General features: G+C 70.9%; 11 protein-coding genes, 1 tRNA gene and 1 pseudogene. 12 read left to right on the forward strand and 1 reads right to left on the reverse strand.

Going from position 1 to position 19,401, the window contains the following annotated elements; translation table 11 throughout:
* Positions 1–521 precede the first annotated feature (521 nt).
* The 3 genes and pseudogenes from ABZV42_RS15800 to ABZV42_RS15810 form a co-directional block, all read left to right on the forward strand.
* Positions 522–968: pseudogene (locus tag ABZV42_RS15800) on the forward strand (IS30 family transposase); the annotation flags it as partial.
* Positions 969–1,521: 553 nt separating this feature from the next.
* On the forward strand, positions 1,522–2,514 hold the full coding sequence (locus ABZV42_RS15805) for a phospholipase D-like domain-containing protein (RefSeq protein ID WP_355976611.1): 993 nt from the start codon (positions 1,522–1,524) through the stop codon (positions 2,512–2,514).
* 72 nt (positions 2,515–2,586) lie between these two features.
* Positions 2,587–2,678 (forward strand) — tRNA-Glu (locus tag ABZV42_RS15810).
* A 309-nt stretch (positions 2,679–2,987) separates the two neighbouring features.
* On the opposite strand, the gene ABZV42_RS15815 is transcribed toward ABZV42_RS15810, so the two are convergent.
* The gene (locus tag ABZV42_RS15815; protein ID WP_356052251.1) at positions 2,988–3,752 is read right to left on the reverse strand and encodes a hypothetical protein; all 765 of its coding nucleotides are present in this window, start codon (positions 3,750–3,752) and stop codon (positions 2,988–2,990) included.
* A gap of 548 nt (positions 3,753–4,300) precedes the next feature.
* Here ABZV42_RS15815 and ABZV42_RS15820 point away from each other — a divergent pair.
* The 9 genes from ABZV42_RS15820 (at position 4,301) to ABZV42_RS15860 (ending at position 19,198) form a co-directional block, all read left to right on the forward strand.
* Positions 4,301–5,530 carry a hypothetical protein gene (locus ABZV42_RS15820; protein WP_356052253.1) on the forward strand — a complete coding sequence of 410 codons (1,230 nt, stop codon included), beginning with the start codon at positions 4,301–4,303 and terminating at the stop codon, positions 5,528–5,530.
* Between the two features lie 48 nt (positions 5,531–5,578).
* A complete protein-coding gene (locus ABZV42_RS15825; protein WP_355976602.1) occupies positions 5,579–6,367 on the forward strand; it encodes a TIGR03936 family radical SAM-associated protein in 789 nt (262 codons plus the stop codon).
* Positions 6,368–6,629: 262 nt separating this feature from the next.
* Entirely contained in the window at positions 6,630–10,688 is a 4,059-nt protein-coding gene (locus tag ABZV42_RS15830; protein WP_356052255.1) for an Rne/Rng family ribonuclease, read from the forward strand.
* A 270-nt stretch (positions 10,689–10,958) separates the two neighbouring features.
* Entirely contained in the window at positions 10,959–11,279 is a 321-nt protein-coding gene (gene rplU / locus ABZV42_RS15835; RefSeq protein WP_164320786.1) for a 50S ribosomal protein L21, read from the forward strand.
* Between the two features lie 11 nt (positions 11,280–11,290).
* Positions 11,291–11,545 carry a 50S ribosomal protein L27 gene (gene rpmA / locus ABZV42_RS15840; RefSeq protein ID WP_037618784.1) on the forward strand — a complete coding sequence of 85 codons (255 nt, stop codon included), beginning with the start codon at positions 11,291–11,293 and terminating at the stop codon, positions 11,543–11,545.
* A 190-nt stretch (positions 11,546–11,735) separates the two neighbouring features.
* On the forward strand, positions 11,736–13,172 hold the full coding sequence (gene obgE, locus ABZV42_RS15845; protein WP_355976597.1) for a GTPase ObgE: 1,437 nt from the start codon (positions 11,736–11,738) through the stop codon (positions 13,170–13,172).
* 435 nt (positions 13,173–13,607) lie between these two features.
* Positions 13,608–15,158, forward strand: a complete 1,551-nt coding sequence (locus tag ABZV42_RS15850; RefSeq protein WP_356052257.1) for an alkaline phosphatase D family protein — start codon at positions 13,608–13,610, stop codon at positions 15,156–15,158.
* 263 nt (positions 15,159–15,421) lie between these two features.
* A complete protein-coding gene (locus tag ABZV42_RS15855) occupies positions 15,422–16,921 on the forward strand; it encodes a bifunctional cytidylyltransferase/SDR family oxidoreductase (RefSeq protein WP_355976591.1) in 1,500 nt (499 codons plus the stop codon).
* Between the two features lie 171 nt (positions 16,922–17,092).
* A complete protein-coding gene (locus ABZV42_RS15860) occupies positions 17,093–19,198 on the forward strand; it encodes a hypothetical protein (RefSeq protein ID WP_355976588.1) in 2,106 nt (701 codons plus the stop codon).
* Positions 19,199–19,401 lie beyond the last annotated feature (203 nt).

The raw sequence follows: 19,401 nt of genomic DNA on the forward strand, positions 1-19,401 counted from the left end.
TCCAGTCACTCTGGCGGCGAGCCCACCAAGCACGCGCACAACGCTGCCACTACGCCACCCGCGACAAGCGAGATCGCGAGCCACGGCTGTAGTACCCGGACGACCCTGCCCTGGAATCCTACTGGGCTCAGCGGCAACGCAAGGGAACCCCTCTACCAATCGACGCTATGACCGTGCGTCTCCTACAGGCACAGCACGGCCGTTGCCCGATCTGCGGAGGACTCTTGCTGCACTCCGACCACCCGCCACAAAGCCCGCAGGAATGGGAAGCGTGGCGGGCGGTCATCCGGAAGGCGATCTCCAAGCAATACATCGCGTTTCCGGACGGCAGCACGCCGGACGGTCAACGACTCCGTCTCCTCCACACCCATTGTCAGCAGCGGAATGGGGCCGCCGCGATGACGAGTCCAGCACTTTTGCCTGCCGGCGATCCTTTGGGGCTTGCTTGAGCCGTGTGCGGTGAAAGCTGCTTGCACGGTTCTGAGGGGGCGGGGACGCAGTAATGCGTCCCCGCTACCCGACTGATCATCGGCAAGAACAACGGCTCCGCGATCGGCACCCTGGTCGAGCGGACCACCCGCTACGTGATGCTGGTCCACCTGCCCGGCAGCCGCGACACCATCGCCGTCCGTGACGCGCTGATCGACACCGTCAGCGCCCTCCCGGCCCACCTGCGGCGCTCACTGACCTGGGACCAGGGCTCAGAGATGGGCCTGCACCACCAGTTCTCCATGGCCACCGGCATGCCGGTCTACTTCTGCGACCCCTCCAGCCCCTGGCAGCGCGGCTCGAACGAGAACACGAACGGGCTCCTGCGGCAGTACTTCCCGAAGGGCACCGACCTGTCACGGCACAACCGCGAGCACCTGACCGCCGTCGCCGCCGAACTCAACGGCCGCCCACGCAAAACGCTGGACTGGGAAACCCCAGCCCAGCGCCTCACTAAGCTCCTCACAACAGCCGCATGATCAGCGGTGTTGCCACGACCCCTTGAATTCGCCCCCGTCGGGAGGGGGCTTCTTCGCTGCGCGGTGGAAGTGCCGGTCGGTGGAAGTGCCGGCCAGTGGAAGTGCCGGTGGGTGGAAGAGCCGGTCGGGAAGCGCGTGGTCGGGGCGGGAGCCGAGCGGATCCGTGCTTCGCTCGTTTCATCGGCCCGCCACGACTTCCGTGGCCCATGACGACGTCCGCGGTCCGCCGTGACGTCGGTGGCCCATGACGACGTCCGCGGCCCTCCGTGACGTCGGTAGTCCATGACGACGTCCGCGGCCCTCCGTGACGTCCGTGGCCCACGACGACTTCGGTGACCCACCGCGACTTCCGTAGCCCGCTACGAAGATTTTGCGATTGCGCGGGGATCGCATGAACCGCTTTCCAGCTGGGCGGAGTCCCCTTTGTCTGCCTGAGCGGCCGACCGGTAACTGCACGTTCACCAACCTCCTCTTCCTCGGCTGTCTACGCGCGTGGTGTCATGCCCACGCCCACGGCCCCCCGGGTGGGCGTCAACTCGGTCAGGAGTCAGGCATGTTGTGGAAATTCCTCGGTCGCGCCGGTGTCACGCTGGCGGTCGGCGCCACCGCGCTCGTCACCGCCGTCCCCGCGAACGCCGCGAGCTACACGGCGTTCGCCTTCTCGCGGAGCAGCAGTCAGCCCGCCGTCTACGACTTCATCAACTCGGCCACCACCTCGCTCGACATGACCATGTACGAGCTGGAGGACACGGCGGCCGTCAACGACCTCATAGCCCTGGAGAAGAAGGGCGTCACGGTCCGGGTGATCCTGGACAGCGCGCACAAGTCCGCCAACCAGTCGGCGTACAACTCCCTGACGAGCGCGGGCGCGGGCGTGGTGTGGTCGTCGTCCACCTTCGTCTACACCCACCAGAAGACCATCACGGTGGACAGCGCCAAGTCGCTGATCCTCACCGGCAACCTCACCGCGCAGTACTACCCGACCGGCCGGGACTACGGTGTGTTCGACGACGACAGCCGCGATGTCGCCTCGATCGAGAAGGTGTTCAACGCGGACTACGCCGGCACCGCGATCACCCCGACCGACGGCGACCATCTCCTCTGGTCCCCCACCGACTCCCGCAGCCGCCTGGTGTCCGTGATCAACAGCGCCACCAAGACGCTCGACGTCGAGGAGCTGGAGTTCAGCGACAGCACGGTGGTCAACGCCATCGTGGCCAGGGCTAAGGCGGGAGTGACGGTACGCGTGGTCCTGGAGAGCCCCTCCAGCTACTCCAGTCAGGTGTCCGCGATCAAGGCGGCCGGCGGCACCGTCGTCGGGTACTCCGACCCCTACGGTTTCTACATCCACGCCAAGGCGATGGTCGCCGACTACGGCCTGTCCACCCAGGAGGTGGAAGCGGGGTCGATGAACATCAGCAGCAACTCGCTGAGCAACAACCGGGAACTGGGCCTCATCCTCACGGGAACCGGTGTCGCCCAGTCCGTCGCCACGACCGTCGAGACCACCTTCAACAGCGACTACGCGGGTGGCACCACCGCCTGATCGCGGGCACGTGAGCCGTCGGCGAGGCGCCGGTCACGGCCCCGAGCCGATATTGGAATGCCGGAGCCGTGGGCCGGCGTTGACGTTGGCCTCGTTCAGGTGCGCAGGTTGCGGCTACTTCTCCTTTCACGAGAGCGACGCGGGTTCGAATGCCGCCGCCGGCCCCGGCCGGTGTCGTCCAGCGGCCCAGGATGCTACGTCGCCGCCGTCGACTCCGATCTCTGAACCTTTTGACCGAGCCGTCCATACCGGGACCTCCGGATGGGCGGCTTTGTCGTGCCCGACCGGCTGCCGTCAGGACCTCGGGGGAGCGGCCGCGGAAGGGCCCGGCCAAGTGCGACCGTCCCGGCCCGGTGTGCCCCGTCCCTGACTGGTGCGGCCCGCGCAGGACGACTCTCCGGCGTGGGGCGCCGCGAGGGGTGTCCGAGGAGGGCGTCGGCCGCTGGCCACCTCGGACACCCCTCGCGTCTCGGTCACGAGCCGCTGTTGACGGCTTCGGGCACCGGCTGCCGGGCCACCAGGATCCAGGGCTTGGGATGGCCCGTACGGTCGGCGCAGTTCAGGGTCGCGGGGTGGGTGGTCGTGAACGCGACGCAGGCGGCTTCCCAGACCTGGCCCGTGGTGGTGATGACGTCGAACTTGACGCGCCGCACCTTGGCGGACCGGTTGTGCGCGTTGACGGCGACGTCGCAGGGCAGACCGGCCGCGCCGCCCGTGGGATAGTCGGGACGTGCGCTGAGGTCGGTCCACAGGACGGTCTGCTTCTCACCGGCCCGCTGGTCGCGGATGCCCGCGTACGTCCTTCCGCCGGTCAGCGCGAGACGGATCTCGAAGTCCTCGGACTCCTGCGCGGCGTCGAGGCCGACGCAGGGGCCCGTGGGTCCCGTCGCGCCGGTCTCGCCCCGGGGGCCGGCGGCCCCGGTCGCTCCCGTGGCGCCGGTCGGGCCCTGGGGCCCGGCGGGTCCCGTCTCGCCCCTCGGCCCCCGTGGACCTCTGCACCCCCTTCTGCCGTCGGAGGTTTCGTCCGGGGGGACCCTGTCTTCGAGGCGGCGGGGTCCGCACCTGCCGCCGTCCGGGGCGGAGGCCGCGCGCTCGGAGGTGTTCAGGTCCGCCGGTGTCGCGGGGCCCACCACCCCCGACGCCATCACCAGCGTCAGCGAGGCGACCACGCCCGCCCTCTTGAACCGGCCGCGGGCCGGCGGGCCCAGCAGGCGGACGGTCCGGGACTCAGGATTCATACGGGGGCGCTCCTTGGATCGATCGGTGGGGAATTCCCTGAAGCCGATCGCGAGCTTGACCCGTTGACACCGGTCGGACCGGCCCATTCCATGGAAACGCGCCATACATATCATCAAATCAGCCCAATTAGGGACCGAGTCGCGGTTCTTGCTCAACTGTCTGCCGGTAGTTCGAAGTTGGACTTGCTTCGTCCGATCGGGTGGATGGCGAGAGGACCGTCGAGAGATGGCGGGCAGGGCCGGCGAGAGACGGCGGCAGGACTGGTCGGAGGCAGCGGAGGCAGCGGAGGGACCGGCCGGAGGCGGCCGGAGGACCACCGAGAGACGGTGGCAGGACCGGCCGGAGACGGCGGCGGGACCGACCGGAGATGGCGGCAGGACTGACTGGAGGTGGCGGCAAGACCGGCAAGAGGCGGCACCGGCACCGGCAAGGTGCGGCGGAAGGACCCCTGGTTGGCACTGTGGCCGGAGCCGTGCGAACGGCGCCGGTCTCGCGCGGGATGCCGACCTGTCGCATCCATTGCGGCGGCCGGTGCGTCTACGCGGGTATGGATCTGGAAAAGCCGTCCGCCGCCCGGCCCGCCGCGCAGGCCGAGGGATGTCTCGCCGTCGCGATCCGCATTCCGGTGCGGATCGTTGTGCTCGTCCTCGTGGTGCCGGTACGGATGGCGTGGGACGCGCTCGTCGTCGGCGGAAGGTTTCTGCGGGACACGCTGCTCCGGCCGCTGGGGCGAGCGCTCGGGCGGGCTCTCGGATGGCTGGCACGGGCGCTGTTCGTGTGGCCCTGGGTGGCGCTGTGGCGATACGTGCTCCTGCCGGTCGGCGCCGCGCTGGCCCGGCTCGGGCAGGTGCTGCTCGTCGTGCCGGCGGTCTGGCTGTACCGCACGGTCCTGACCCCGCTCGGGCACGCCCTCGCCAGGGTGGCCCGGGGGACCGGCGCCCTGCTCGGCTGGCTGTTCAGCGGCGCCGTGGCCGCGCTCCTGTGGTTTCTCGGCGGCGTCGTGACCGCCGTCGACCGGGTCCTCGGCGGTGTCGCGGCCGTGTGGCGCCACGTGTACGCGTGGTTGTTCACGCCCGTGGGACACGCCGTGGCCTGGCTGCTCAAGGGTGTCGGCACGGTCCTCGCCGCCGTCGCGATCGGGGCGTACACCGTCCTCGCTTGGCTGGCGCGGTATCTGCTCGTGGTCCCCGCCGTGTGGCTGTACACCTGGGTCCTCGCCCCCGTCGGCAGGGCGGTCGGGTTTCTCGCCGGGTGGTTCGCGCGGATCGTACGGATGATCTTCGTGGGCATCGGGGCCGCGCTCTACTGGACGGCCCGGGTCCTGCTGGTGCTTCCCGCCCTCGTGGTGTGGCGCCGGATCCTGGTGCCCGCCGGGCGGGCCCTCGCCGTCGTCGCCAGGGAGGTCGGTGAGGCGCTCGGGCACGCGTGGCGGGTCGCCGGGTACGTCTCGCTCGCCGTCGGACGGTTCCTCGCGCGTCTCTTCCGGTGGACCTTCGTGGAACCGGCGCGATGGGCCTACCGGACCGTGCTCACGCCGGTCGGGCACGCCGTGCGCGACCTGGTGCTGAAGCCCGCCGCCGAGGCGGCGCGCGCCGTCCGGCGGACCGCACGGCAGGCTCTGGAGGCCGCCCGCGAAAGCGCCTGGCAGGCCCGTGCGGACTTCCGGCGGATGCTCTTCGGAACGCCCCCGGAACCGCAGCCGCTCGCCGGGCGGGAACCAGCGGCCGGTGAGACACGTACTCTAGGTAGCAGTACGACCGCACTCATGAAGGACTGAGCGACACTGGGCAAGCGACAGCCCGAAGGCCCGCCGCCCGCACCCGCGGTGCAGCGCATCCGACTGCGCTACACCAAGCGCGGCCGCCTCCGGTTCACCAGCCACCGTGACTTCCAGCGCGCCTTCGAGCGTGCCCTGCGCCGTGCCGCCGTACCCATGGCGTACTCGGCCGGGTTCACGCCGCATCCGAAGGTGTCGTACGCCAATGCCGCACCCACCGGCACGGGCAGCGAGGCGGAGTATCTGGAGATCGCGCTGACCGACAGGCGCGACCCCGAGCAGCTGCGCGAACTCCTCGACGAGTCGATGCCCCAGGGTCTCGACATCATCGAGGCGGTCGAGGCCAGAGTCTCGGGTCTCGCCGACAGGCTCACCGCCTCCGTGTGGGAGATGCGCCTCGAGGGTGTGGACCCGGCGGACGCGGAGCGCGCGGTGGCGGCCTTCAACGCGGCCGGGACGGTCGAGGTCAGCCGCAAGGCCAAGAACGGCATGCGGACGTTCGACGCCCGCAGCGCCGTGGCAAGCCTCGGGGTGACCTCAGAGACGCACGGTCCACAGGCTGATAGGCCGACCGACCAGCCCTGTGCGATACTGCGGCTGGTTGTTCGGCACGTGACGCCTGCCGTACGACCCGACGACGTCCTGTCCGGTCTTCGCGCCGTGGCCGACCTGGCGCCGCCGGTCGCCGCTGCGGTGACCAGGCTGGCGCAGGGGCTGTTCGATGAAGAGACCGGCACGGTGACCGACCCGCTCGCGCCCGACCGCGAGGCAGTCGCAGCCGCCCCAGCCGATCGCGCAGGGGCCGCCGAAACTGCCGCCGCGAAGGCGTCGGCGTAAGGAAGGTCCCGCGTAAGGGCAGATGTCGTAGCGCCGCCCTCGTATCCGGGAGCCACCTGGGTCGGGCAGCGCACCGACCTTAAAGACTTTCGCCAGGCCGTACGCACACATGGCGTACGGAACCGGCGAGACAGGACACAGAGAGCTCCCGTGCGGCGCCCGCGCCCCGGACGGCGGCACCGCGCATCGCGCGAGCCGCGGACGTCACCGGCATTGCCGGGCCAGGCGCGGCGCCCGGGAGCCTGACGGGAGATCCACCCGCATGCTCGAGCCGATCGAACCCACTGAGGGTTCCGACAACAACACCCCCAGCGACACCCTGCCGCCGCGGCGCCGCCGCCGTGCCGCGTCGCGACCCGCCGGTCCCCCGGCCGCCGCCTCCGAGGCCGCGGCCGAGACCACCGCGCCGGCCATACCGGCCGTGGCGTCCGCCGACCTCGTGGCGGAGGAGGCCCCTGAAGGGGCCCTGACCTCCGCGAACGCCGAGGCCGACGAGACGGACGAGACCGAAGAGGCCGCCGGGACAGCCGCGGCCGAAAAGACCGAGGAGGCCCCGGCCGAGGCCGAGGCAGCCGCCACCCCCGAGACCGACGACGCCGCACCGCGCCGCACCCGGCGCCGTGCCACCCGTCGTTCCTCCGCCCCCGCCGGTGCGCCGACGACGGCCGAGGCCGACGCGACCGTCGTGCCCGCCGTCGCCGAATCCGAGAGCCGGCCCGTCGAGGAGGCCCCGGCCCCGGCCGAGGAGCCCGCGCCCGCCGGCCGCACCCGGCGCCGTGCCACCCGCCGTTCCTCCGCCCCCGCCGGTGCGCCCGCCGAGGCGGAGGTCGCCGAGGTGGTGACGGCCGCCGCCGAACCGGTGGCCGCCCCCGCTGTCGAGGAGGCCGAGCCCGAGACGCCCGCCGCCGAGGAGGCCGCCCCGCGCCGCACGACCCGTCGTCGTGCCACCCGCCGGGTCTCCGCTCCCGCCGGCGCGACCGAGGGCGTCACCGCCGACGAGCGCGTGGAGGCGCCCGTGAGCAGCGAGAGCAAGCCCGAGGAGCCCACGCGGCCGGACGCCGTCGAGGCCGAGGCCCCCCAGAGCGAGGCCGCGCAGGCGGAGGACGGCGGTCCGCGCCGTGGCCGCCGCCGCGCCACCCGCAAGGCCGCCGTCGGTTTCTCGGCGCCCGCGCAGAAGGACACCGAGGAGTCCTCGCGGCGCCCGGGCCGTCCGGCCGTCGCCGTGTTCCAGGCGCCGGTCTTCGCCGAGCCGATGTTCCAGACGCCCGAGCGGGCCGCCGCAGCGGCCGCCGCGGAGGCCGCCGAGGCCGCCGCACCGGCCGAGGTCACCGAACCCGCCGAAGCCGTCCAGGAGCCGGCGGCCCCCCGCAGGCGCCGTCGTCGCCGGGGCTTCGAGGACGAGCCGCAGGCCGTGGCCGAGGAGCCGCAGGAGTCCGAGGACACCGGGCCCGCCGAGGACCTGGAATCCGCCGAGGACGCGGACGACGCCGAGGACGCCGAGGACGCCGTCGAGGGTGACGAGGGTGAGGAGGAGTCCGCGGGCTCCCGTCGCCGTCGCCGTCGCGGTGGCCGTCGTCGCCGCCGTGGCGAGTCCGCCGATTCGGACTCGGACAGCGAGGCCGGCGAGGACGACTTCGCCGCCGAGCAGGCCGAGCAGGACGCCGAGGACACCGCGGAGCAGGCCGAGGAGGACGCCGAGGAGGACGAGCACGAGGAGCAGGGCGGCTCCAGCAGCAGCCGTCGCCGCCGTCGCCGTCGCCGTCGCGCCGGTGACTCCGGTGGCGAGGCCGAGCAGCCCGGCGAGAACGACCCCGAGCGCACCGTCGTCAAGGTCCGCGAGCCGCGCGGCAGGCGCGAGGAGCAGCCCTCGGACGAGGTGCAGTCCATCAAGGGCTCGACCCGTCTGGAGGCGAAGAAGCAGCGCCGCCGTGAAGGCCGCGAGCAGGGCCGTCGCCGTGTTCCGATCATCACGGAGGCCGAGTTCCTGGCCCGCCGCGAGGCCGTCGAGCGCGTGATGGTCGTCCGCCAGAGCGGCGAGCGCACCCAGATCGGCGTCCTTGAGGACAACGTGCTCGTCGAGCACTACGTCAACAAGGAGCAGGCCGTCTCGTACGTCGGCAACGTCTACCTGGGCAAGGTCCAGAACGTGCTGCCGTCGATGGAGGCCGCGTTCATCGACATCGGCAAGGGCCGCAACGCGGTGCTCTACGCCGGTGAGGTCAACTTCGAGGCGCTCGGCATGGCCAACGGGCCGCGCCGTATCGAGTCCGCGCTCAAGTCCGGCCAGTCGGTCCTGGTGCAGGTCACCAAGGACCCGATCGGCCACAAGGGCGCCCGTCTGACCAGCCAGGTCTCGCTGCCGGGCCGCTACCTCGTGTATGTGCCCGAGGGCTCGATGACCGGCATCAGCCGCAAGCTGCCCGACACCGAGCGCGCGCGGCTGAAGACCATCCTCAAGAAGATCGTCCCCGAGGACGCGGGCGTCATCGTGCGCACCGCCGCCGAGGGCGCGAGCGAGGACGAGCTGCGCCGTGACGTCGAGCGTCTTCAGTCGCAGTGGGAGGACATCCAGAAGAAGGCGAAGAGCGGCAACGCCCCGACGCTGCTCTACGGCGAGCCGGACATGACCGTCCGCGTCGTCCGCGACATCTTCAACGAGGACTTCTCCAAGGTCATCGTCAGCGGCGACGAGGCCTGGGAGACGATCCACGGCTACGTCTCGCACGTGGCGCCCGACCTGACCGACCGGCTGTCGAAGTGGACCTCCGAGGTCGACGTCTTCGCCACCTACCGGATCGACGAGCAGCTGATGAAGGCGCTGGACCGCAAGGTCTGGCTGCCCAGCGGCGGCTCCCTGGTGATCGACAAGACCGAGGCCATGATCGTGGTCGACGTCAACACCGGAAAGTTCACCGGTCAGGGCGGCAACCTCGAGGAGACCGTCACCAGGAACAACCTGGAGGCGGCCGAGGAGATCGTGCGTCAGCTGCGGCTGCGCGACCTCGGCGGCATCGTCGTCATCGACTTCATCGACATGGTCCTGGAGTCCAACCGCGACCTGGTGCTGCGGCGTCTGCTCGAGTGCCTGGGCCGCGACCGTACGAAGCACCAGGTGGCCGAGGTGACCTCGCTGGGCCTCGTGCAGATGACCCGCAAGCGGGTCGGCCAGGGCCTGCTGGAGTCCTTCTCCGAGACCTGTGTCCACTGCAACGGCCGCGGTGTCATCGTGCACATGGAGCAGCCGACGTCCGTCGGTGGCGGCGGCAAGCGCAAGAAGCGCGGCCGCGGCGGTGCCGAGCAGGGGCACGAGCACGAGCACGATCACGAGCTCACGCACGAGCCGGCCGAGGAGCTGGAGACCGAGACCGAGGCCGAGGTGGCCGCCGAGGTCGCCGCGCCCGTCCCGTTCGTCGAGACCGAGATCCAGCCGGACGAGGAGCTGTACGGCAGCGCCGCCGAGGCGGAGGCCGCGGCCGGCCGGGGCCGTTCGCGGCGCCGGACCTCCCGGCGCGCGTCGGCTCCCGCCGGTGCGCCCAGGACCGAGGAGCGCGCTCCCCGGACGAGGCGCGAGGAGCGTGCCGAGCGGGCCGCCGCGCGGTCCCGTGAGGCTGCCGAGGCCGAGCCGTTCGCGGCCGAGGACCCGGTCGTCGAGGCGCCGGCCGCCGAGCAGCCGGAGACGGAGCAGCCGGTCGCCGAGGCTCTGGCCGAGAACGTCACGGCCCCCGCTCCGGAGGTCGAGGCCGCTCCCCAGGGCCGTACGCGCCGTCGTGCGACCCGCAAGGTGTCGGCGCCGGCCGGTTCGCCCAAGGCTGCCGAGGAGGCCGTCGTGACGGTCACGGAGCCGGTTCAGGCGCCCGTGGCCGAGGCCCCCGCGCAGACCGCCGACGAGGCGGAGCCGGTGTCCGCGCCGGTGGCCGAGGCCCCCGCCGAGAGCGTCGCGCCGGCCCGTCCGCGCCGTCGTGCCGTGCGCAAGGCCACCGCGCCCACCGCGTCCGCGGAGGCGGCCGTCGTGGTCGTCCCGTCGGTCGCCGCGGAGCCGGTCGCCGAGCCCGAGGTCGCGGAGTCCGCCGAGCCGGAGGCCGTCGAGTCCGATGCCGAGGCCCCGGCGGCCAAGAAGGCGGCCGCCCGCAAGACCGCCAAGAAGGTGACGGCGAAGAAGGCCGCCACCAAGAAGGCCGTGGCGGCCAAGAAGACGGTCGCCAAGAAGACCACGGCCAAGAAGGCGACCGTGAAGAAGGCGGCCGTCAAGTCCACGGCGAAGAAGACCGTGGCGGCCGAGCAGACGCTCTCCACCGTCACGGCGTCCACCGACGAGGGCTGAGGCTCCGCACGACGTCCCCGGCCCGCGCTCGCGAGCGCGGGCCGGGGACGTCGCGTGACCGGTGGCACACCCGCGGGGCCCGGCCTGGTTTGACCCTTTCGGCCGTGGCCCCGTAACCTTGACCGTCGGCGCGTCCCCTGACGCGCCGCACCCCGTAAACCTTTTCCTCCCCAGCGCTCCGGGCCTCGTGCTCCGTGCCCAGGGAGAGGCCGCTCGCGCGAGTCGGCGGCTGGACTGCGGGGATCCGTTCCGAGCGAAAGAGAGATCCGCGTGTACGCCATCGTGCGCAGCGGTGGTCGCCAGCACAAGGTTGCTGTCGGCGACATCGTTGAGGTTGACAAGATTCCCACCGCCAAGGTTGGCGACACGGTCGAGCTCTCGACCCTGCTCGTTGTCGACGGCGAAGCCGTGACGAGCGACCCCTGGGTCCTGGCCGGCATCAAGGTCCAGGCCGAGATCGTGGATCACCACAAGGGTGTCAAGATCGACATCCTTCGTTACAAGAACAAGACCGGCTACCGCCGTCGTCAGGGCCACCGCCAGCAGTACACGGCGATCAAGGTCACTGAGATCCCCGCGGCTGCGAAGTAAGGGACTGAGACATGGCACACAAGAAGGGCGCATCGTCCACTCGGAACGGTCGCGACTCCAATGCTCAGCGGCTCGGTGTGAAGCGCTTCGGCGGTCAGACCGTCAACGCCGGTGAGATCCTGGTCCGCCAGCGTGGCACCCACTTCCACCCCGGCGTCAGTGTCGGCCGTGGCAAGGACGACACGCTGTTCGCGCTGGCCGCCGGTGCGGTCGAGTTCGGCACGCACCGTGGCCGCAAGGTCGTGAACATCGTTCCGGTCGCCTGATCCAGTCCCGTCGAGGCTGAACCGGTCCCACGCGGGCCGGAGCGGAAGCCTCGGGGCCCAGGCTCCGTAGAACAGAGTTCTTCGCGAGGCGGACCTCACTTCCCCCACGGGAAGAGGGTCCGCCTTTCGCGTGTTACGTAAGAGACATTCCGTACGGACCGAAGTAACCGAAGTGCTGGAGGAACCCCACATGACCACCTTCGTGGACCGCGTCGAGCTGCATGTCGCCGCGGGTAGCGGAGGCCACGGCTGTGCCTCCGTACACCGGGAGAAGTTCAAGCCGCTCGGCGGCCCGGACGGCGGCAACGGCGGCCGTGGCGGTGACGTGATGCTGGTCGTCGACCAGTCCGTCACCACCCTGCTCGACTATCACCACTCGCCGCACCGCAAGGCCACCAGCGGCAAGCCCGGCGAGGGCGGCAACCGCTCCGGCAAGGACGGCCAGGACCTGATCCTGCCGGTGCCGGACGGCACGGTCGTGCTCGACAAGGCGGGCAACGTCCTCGCGGACCTCGTCGGACAGGGCACCACGTACGCCGCCGCCGAGGGCGGCCGCGGCGGCCTCGGCAACGCGGCGCTGTCCTCGGCCCGCCGCAAGGCGCCCGGCTTCGCGCTCCTCGGCGTTCCCGGCGGCCTCCAGGACATCGTCCTGGAGCTGAAGACCGTCGCCGACGTCGCCCTGGTGGGCTACCCGAGCGCGGGCAAGTCCTCGCTCATCTCGGTCCTGTCCGCTGCCAAGCCGAAGATCGCGGACTACCCGTTCACGACCCTCGTCCCGAACCTGGGCGTGGTGACCGCGGGCGAGAACGTCTACACCATCGCCGACGTGCCCGGTCTCATTCCCGGCGCGAGCCAGGGCAAGGGCCTGGGCCTGGAGTTCCTGCGCCATGTGGAGCGGTGCAGCGTGCTCGTCCACGTCCTGGACACGGCCACCCTCGAATCCGAGCGCGACCCGATCTCCGACCTCGACATCATCGAGGAGGAGCTCAAGCAGTACGGCGGCCTCGACAACCGTCCGCGCATGGTCGTCCTCAACAAGATCGACGTGCCGGACGGCAAGGACCTCGCGGAGATGGTGCGCCCCGACCTGGAGTCCCGCGGCTACCTCGTCTTCGAGGTGTCCGCGGTCGCCCACATGGGTCTGAAGGAGCTCTCCTTCGCGCTCGCCGAGACGGTCGCGCAGGCGCGGGCCGCGAAGCCCAAGGAGGAGGCGACCCGGATCGTCATCCGCCCGAAGGCGGTCGACGACGCCGGCTTCACCGTCACACCGGAGGAGGACAGCCTCTTCCGCGTGCGCGGCGAGAAGCCGGAGCGCTGGGTGCGCCAGACCGACTTCAGCAACGACGAGGCCGTCGGCTACCTCGCCGACCGTCTCAACCGCCTCGGCGTCGAGGCCGCGCTGATGAAGGCGGGCGCCCGCTCCGGCGACGGCGTCGCGATCGGCCCCGAGGAGAACGCGGTCGTCTTCGACTGGGAGCCCACCGTCATGGCCGGCGCGGAGATGCTGGGCCGCCGCGGTGAGGACCACCGCATGGAGATCCCGCGTCCCGCGGCCCAGCGTCGCCGGGACAAGCAGGCCGAGCGGGACGAGTCGCAGCAGGAGTACGACGACTTCGAGCCGTTCTAAGCATCGTTTCCGGCGGGCCGTGTGCCCACGCCGGGCCGTTGAGTCGTTGCGGGCGCGGAGAGGACTTCCTCTCCGCGCCCGCGGTGCGTTCGGGGTCCGCTGAGCGGACGTGACGTGCGCGGGGTCTGACGGGCGGGCCGTGAGGACATCCGGCCCGCCGGGACAGGCGACGGTTCCTCCTGGGGCCGCACGAGGAACATCGAAACCCTGCTCGGTGACGGACCGCCTGCGGTGGACCGCTCGGTGACGAACTGCTCGACAGCGGACTGCTCGGCGGGGACCACTGCCCTCGCAACGGCTGCGCCCTTGTCGCGGCGGGTCGTTCGTTGCTCGTGCGTTCGCCATGCCTACGATGCGCCTTGTTCAAGAGGTGGGCCGCTGTCCCGTGTGGGCTTCCCGGTGTCCAAGAGGCAACCGACGCAAGGGAGTTCGCCGATGTCCGGAACGGCCTCACGCGATCGCCGCCACTTTCTCACCGCCTCGGCCGCCGTGCTCGGCGCCGCCGCCTCCGCCCAGTTCTGGCTGCCCGGCACCGCACGGGCCGCCGAAACCCCGCTGCCCGAGGGCGTGTTCAGCCTCGGCGTGGCCTCCGGGGACCCGTTGCCCGACGGCGTCGTCCTGTGGACCCGGCTCGCCCCGGACCCGCTGAACGGCGGCGGCATGCCCGACCGCACGGTGCCGGTCGACTGGGAGATCGCCGAGGACGCCCGCTTCCGCGAGCCGGTGCGCCGGGGCACCGTGCAGGCGCGTCCTGAGTACGGCCACAGCGTCCACGTCGACGTGCGCGGGCTGCGCCCGGACCGCGTGTACTGGTACCGCTTCCGCACGGACGGCCGGCTCTCCCCGGCCGGCCGCACCCGCACCGCGCCGCACCCGTCCCGCGAGGGCGGCTCGCTGCGCGTCGCGCTCGCCTCCTGCCAGAACTGGCAGAACGGCTGGTTCACCCCGTACGCCGACATGCTCGAACAGGACCCCGACGTCGTCCTGTTCGTCGGCGACTACATCTACGAGTCCGCGCCGTCGGCGACGGCAGTGCGCCGCCACGAGGGCACCGGGGAGCCGTACACCCTCGTCCAGTACCGCAACCGGTACGCCCAGTACCGCAGCGACCCGCACCTCGCGGCGATGCACGCGAACGCGCCCTGGGTGGTCACCTTCGACGACCACGAGGTCGACAACGACTTCGCCGGGGAGATCCCGCAGGACCCGGGCAAGCAGACCCACGAGGCGTTCGTGGCCCGGCTGACCGCCGCCTACCAGGCGTACTACGAGCACATGCCGGTCCGGGCCGGCTCGATCCCGGACGGGCCGCACATCCGGATGTACCGGCGGCTCGACTTCGGACGCCTCGCCCGGCTGAACGTCCTCGACACCCGGCAGTTCCGCAGCGACCAGGCGACCGGCCAGGACGGCGCGGGGGACCCCTCGCTCACCATGCTCGGCGCGGAGCAGAAGGAGTGGCTGCTGCGCGGGCTGCACCACTCGCCCGCCCGCTGGAACCTCGTCGCCTCGCAGATCATGATGGCCGAGACCGACCTCCAGGTCGGCGAGGGGAAGCTCTGGTACTACGACGCCTGGGACGGCTACCAGGCCGAGCGCAACGCCCTCATGGCGGAGTTCGCGCGGATCCGCAACCCTGTCGTCCTCAGCGGCGACCGGCACCTCACGATGATCAGCGACCTCAAGGCGGACTTCGCCGACCCGGAGTCCGACGCCGTGGGCGCCGAGTTCGTCGGGACGTCGATCTCCAGCGGCGGCGACCAGGACCAGACGACCTTCCACAAGGAGTGGGACGCGCGGATGCCGGACAACCCGCACTGGAAGTTCGTCGACGCCCACCGCGGCTACCACCTTTTCGACATCCGGAGGGACGGCGTCGACGCCCAGGTGCGCGTCGCGGAGACGGTGCTGAAGCCCGACTCCGCCTCCGGCACCCCGGCCCGTCTGCGGGTGGAGGCGGGGAAGCCGGGCGTACGGCTGGTGTGACGCGCACCCGCCCGGGGAACCCGTGCGTGTGCTGCGTCACGGAGTGTCCGGGCGTCTGAGAAGAAGGTGAAGACTCCGCGCGGGACGTGTGGAGTTACTCACAGCAAATCCGGACAATTCGACCCGGTCTCTTCAAAGTCGCCTGTGTGCAAGGTGAATGCCCGGTTGCGCGCACATATGCAGTGGGCGGCGCTCACCTTGCACCGCAGTTACCGGAGGTGGGACCATTCCCGGGTTCCCTGTCGTCCCAAGGTAGGTCACCTGTGTCTGAGCACTTTGCCAAGCCCCGTACCACCGCAGTGATCCTGGCCGGCGGCACCGGCCAGCGCGTGGGTCTGTCGATTCCGAAGCAACTGCTGAAGATCGCCGGCAAGGCGGTCATCGAGCACACGCTGACGACCTTCGAGCAGGCCGACTCGATCGACGACATCATCGTGCTCATGGCCCCGGGCTATGTGCCGGACGTCGAGAAGATCGTCGCGAAGGCGGGCTTCACGAAGGTGACCCGCGTCATCGAGGGCGGCTCGACGCGGAACGAGACGACCGAGCGCGCCATCGCCGCGCTCGGCGAGGGCCTGGCGGAGGGGGAGGACGCGAACGTCCTGTTCCACGACGCCGTGCGCCCGCTGCTGTCCGAGCGCGTCATAGACGACTGCGTCACGGCCCTGGAGCGCTACCAGGCCGTCGACGTCGCCATCCCGTCCGCGGACACGATCATCGTGACCCGCACCCACGGCGAGGACGGCGAGTTCATCACGGAGATCCCGGACCGCTCCCGGCTGCGCCGCGGCCAGACGCCCCAGGCGTTCAAGCTGTCCACCGTCCGCCGCGCCTACGAGGTCGCGGCCGGTGACCCCAACTTCCAGGCCACGGACGACTGCTCGGTCGTGCTCAAGTACCTGCCGGACGTGCCGATCCACGTCGTGGCGGGCGACGAGTACAACATGAAGGTCACCCAGCCCGTCGACGTCTTCATCGCCGACAAGCTCTTCCAGCTCGCCTCCACCGCCGCGCCCGTCCAGGCCGACGAGGCCGCCTACCGCGAGCTGCTCACCGGCAAGACCCTTGTCGTCTTCGGCGGCTCGTACGGCATCGGCAAGGACATAGCCGAGCTCGCCGAGGGCTACGGCGCGAAGACGTACGCGCTCGGCCGCTCCACCACCGGCACGCACGTCGAGAACCCCGAGGAGGTCGACGACGCGCTCTCCACGGCGTACGCGGAGACCGGGCGCATCGACTACGTCATCAACACCGCGGGCGTGCTGCGCATCGGCAAGCTGGCCGAGACGGACAACGCGACCATCGAGGAAGCGCTGAAGGTCAACTACCTGGCGCCGGTGCAGATCGCCCGCTCCTCCTACAAGTACCTGGCCGAGAGCAGGGGCCAGCTGCTGCTCTACACCTCCAGCAGCTACACCCGCGGCCGCGCCGAGTACAGCCTCTACTCCTCCACCAAGGCCGCCATGGTGAACCTCACCCAGGCGCTGTCCGACGAGTGGGCCGGCGACGGCATCCGCGTCAACTGCATCAACCCCGAGCGCACCGCGACCCCCATGCGCACCAAGGCGTTCGGCCAGGAGCCCGCGGGCTCGCTGCTGTCCTCGGAGGCCGTCGCGCGCACCTCGCTGGACGTCCTGCTCTCCGAGCTGACCGGTCACGTCATCGACGTCCGCCAGCAGGACCCGACGGCGGGCGCGGGCCGCGCCTCCGGCTTCGAGGCGGCTCTGGCCAGCGTCCTGGACCGCCAGGACGGCGTGGCATAATCAAAAACGAATAGCCTTTCGGAATTCAGGCCTTTGTGTCCGCGCGTTCGCCGCGCATTCGCAAGGGCCTGAGTCCGTAGATTCCACTTTTCGCTTTCGGTCCCCTTTTCGGCATCAAAAGAACTTTTTGGTATCAAACCGGCACTTCACCCCTCAAGAGCAGGTTTCTCCGTGATTTCCACCGCTATTCGCGTTGCCCGGGTGGGCAGCGCGGCCGAGCTGGCGGCGGCGGCCCTCATGATGCTGGGCTTCCCCTGTCTGATGCTTGCCGCGCTCCTGCCGAGCGTCGGCGCCTTCGCGGCCGCCGCCGCCGTCACGTACCTTGCGGACCACTATCTGCACCGGCGTGGCAGCTATCTGGTCAACCGCCTCAGCAAGGTGCGGGCCGGTCTGTCCATCAGGTTCCTGATCCGGCAGCTGCTGCTCGTCCTGCTTCTGGCACGGCTCGACCTGTCGAACAGCTTGGTCTTCTACGCGGCCATCGCGTGCTTCCTGGCCTTCTACGGCTTCCAGGCACCGCACGGCGCGCTGATCACGCTGATACGGCTGCGCCGCAAGATGCCCGTCGCCACCCGCAACGTCGACCTGGGCTCGCGCCTGCGCATCCCGGACGCGCCGCCGCGCGGGCTGCTGTCCAGGTCCGCGGAGAAGATGCTGCACCTCGACCTGGTGGCCGTCGTAGGCCTCCTGGTCGCCGGGGCGACCGACGACGGCGTCTACGGCTTCGCGGGCGTCGGCGCGTCGCTGCTGCTGGCCTTCGGCTACGTCGCGGCCCTCGTGCCGTTCGTGCGCGGCCGCAAGACCCCGCCGAGCGCCGAGAAGGTGCTCGCGGCCGTCGACGCCTGGCTCGGCGACTACCGTCCGCAGACGGTGCTCTACTTCTCGGGCTCCAAGGACTCCGCCTACCAGCTCAACATGTGGCTGGAGACGATGGAGCAGCTGGACACCCGGCCGCTGATCATCCTGCGCGAGCGGGCGATCCTGGAGCGCATGGCGCCCACCACGGCGCCGGTCATCTGCGTGCCCGGAGGGGTGCACCTGATGAACATGGACCTGTCGGCGGTGCGGGTCGCGCTCTACGCGGCGAACGTCGGCAAGAACATCCACATGCTGCGGGTGCCCACCATCCAGCACGTCTTCATCGGCCACGGCGACAGCGACAAGCTCGCCAGCGTCAACCCGTTCAGCAAGGTGTACGACGAGGTGTGGACCGCGGGCCGCGCGGGCCGCGACCGTTACGCGATAGCCGACGTCGGCGTCCGCGACGACGACATCGTCGAGGTCGGCCGGCCGCAGCTCGCCCCGATCCGGACCTCGCAGGGTGTGCCCGAGGGCCGCATACCCACCGTGCTCTACGCGCCGACCTGGGAGGGCTGGGACGGCAACCCCGGCAACACCTCGATCGTGCTCGCCGGTGAGAACATCGTGAAGAAGCTGGTCGCGGCCGACCCGCCGGTCCGTGTGTTGTACAAGCCGCACCCGTTCACGGGCTCCGTCAGCGCCGAGGCCGCCGCCGCGCACAAGCGCGTCACCGCCCTGGTCGAGAAGGCCGCAGCCGAGCGTGCCGTCGACCCCCGGTTCACCGCAGACGCGGCCGCCCAGGCCGGGGCCAGGGCCGAGCTGGCCCAGATCGAGGCCCGTATCGCCGAGCTGACCGGCACCGGCGGCGAGAAGAGGGACGAGGCCGAGGCCAGCCGTGACGGCATGATCGACGTGGCCCGGCACTCCGAGGTCGCCCGGCTGCGCGCCGACTGGAACGACACCTACTGGCGTTCCTTCAGCACCGCCGAGCACCGTGTGATCACGGGTGCCGAACCGCGTCTGTACGACTGCTTCAACGTCTCCGACGCGATGGTCTCGGACATCTCCAGTGTCGTCTCCGACTTCATCGCGAGCGGCAAGCCGTACGCCGTCACGGACTCCGCGGAGCTCGGTGTCGAGGAGTTCAAGCGCCAGAACACCGCGGTGCGTGCCGCCGTGATCCTGTCCAACTCGTCCGCCGAGCTGGGCGAGCTGCTCGCGGCGGTGGCCGACCCGGCCGCCGACGCGCAGGCCGCGGGCCGCGAGGACCTCAAGCGCTATCTGCTGGGCCCGGACGAGCCGGCCTCCATCGACCAGTTCAACTCCGCGGTGCGGGAGTTGTCGCGCGAGGCCGAGCGGCGCAACCTCGGCCAGCAGAGCGTGACGTCGGCCGACGTCGTGGACGTGGACCTGGCGAGCGCGGTGCCCGCCCAGCGGGTGACCGGCGAGACGGACGAGGCCGCGGTCACCGGCTGATCCGGTCCGCAAGCACACACGGGCATGGCCCCGGGGAGTTCTCCCCGGGGCCATGCCTGTTTCTTACGCCCCTCACCGTTTCTCTTACGTCGTTCTGTGAGTCTTCACGGGTTGGTCACCCACCGTTCCTGTGACCTGGGTCACGAAATGAGTCGTTCCGGGCAACCGGTTCGTACTTCCAGTCGTCTTCTAGGTAGCGATTG

Origin of the sequence: Streptomyces sp. NPDC005281 (assembly GCF_040607495.1) — a bacterium.
Classification (GTDB): Bacteria; Actinomycetota; Actinomycetes; order Streptomycetales; family Streptomycetaceae; genus Streptomyces.

What these genes read in the sequence shown, in the direction of transcription:
- ABZV42_RS15805 (WP_355976611.1), top strand. Translation starts at nt 1,522, where the DNA reads ATGTTGTGGAAATTCCTCGGTCGCGCCGGTGTCACGCTGGCGGTCGGC.
- ABZV42_RS15815 (WP_356052251.1), bottom strand. Translation starts at nt 3,752, where the DNA reads ATGAATCCTGAGTCCCGGACCGTCCGCCTGCTGGGCCCGCCGGCCCGC.
- ABZV42_RS15820 (WP_356052253.1), top strand. Translation starts at nt 4,301, where the DNA reads ATGGATCTGGAAAAGCCGTCCGCCGCCCGGCCCGCCGCGCAGGCCGAG.
- ABZV42_RS15830 (WP_356052255.1), top strand. Translation starts at nt 6,630, where the DNA reads ATGCTCGAGCCGATCGAACCCACTGAGGGTTCCGACAACAACACCCCC.
- rpmA (WP_037618784.1), top strand. Translation starts at nt 11,291, where the DNA reads ATGGCACACAAGAAGGGCGCATCGTCCACTCGGAACGGTCGCGACTCC.
- obgE (WP_355976597.1), top strand. Translation starts at nt 11,736, where the DNA reads ATGACCACCTTCGTGGACCGCGTCGAGCTGCATGTCGCCGCGGGTAGC.
- ABZV42_RS15850 (WP_356052257.1), top strand. Translation starts at nt 13,608, where the DNA reads ATGTCCGGAACGGCCTCACGCGATCGCCGCCACTTTCTCACCGCCTCG.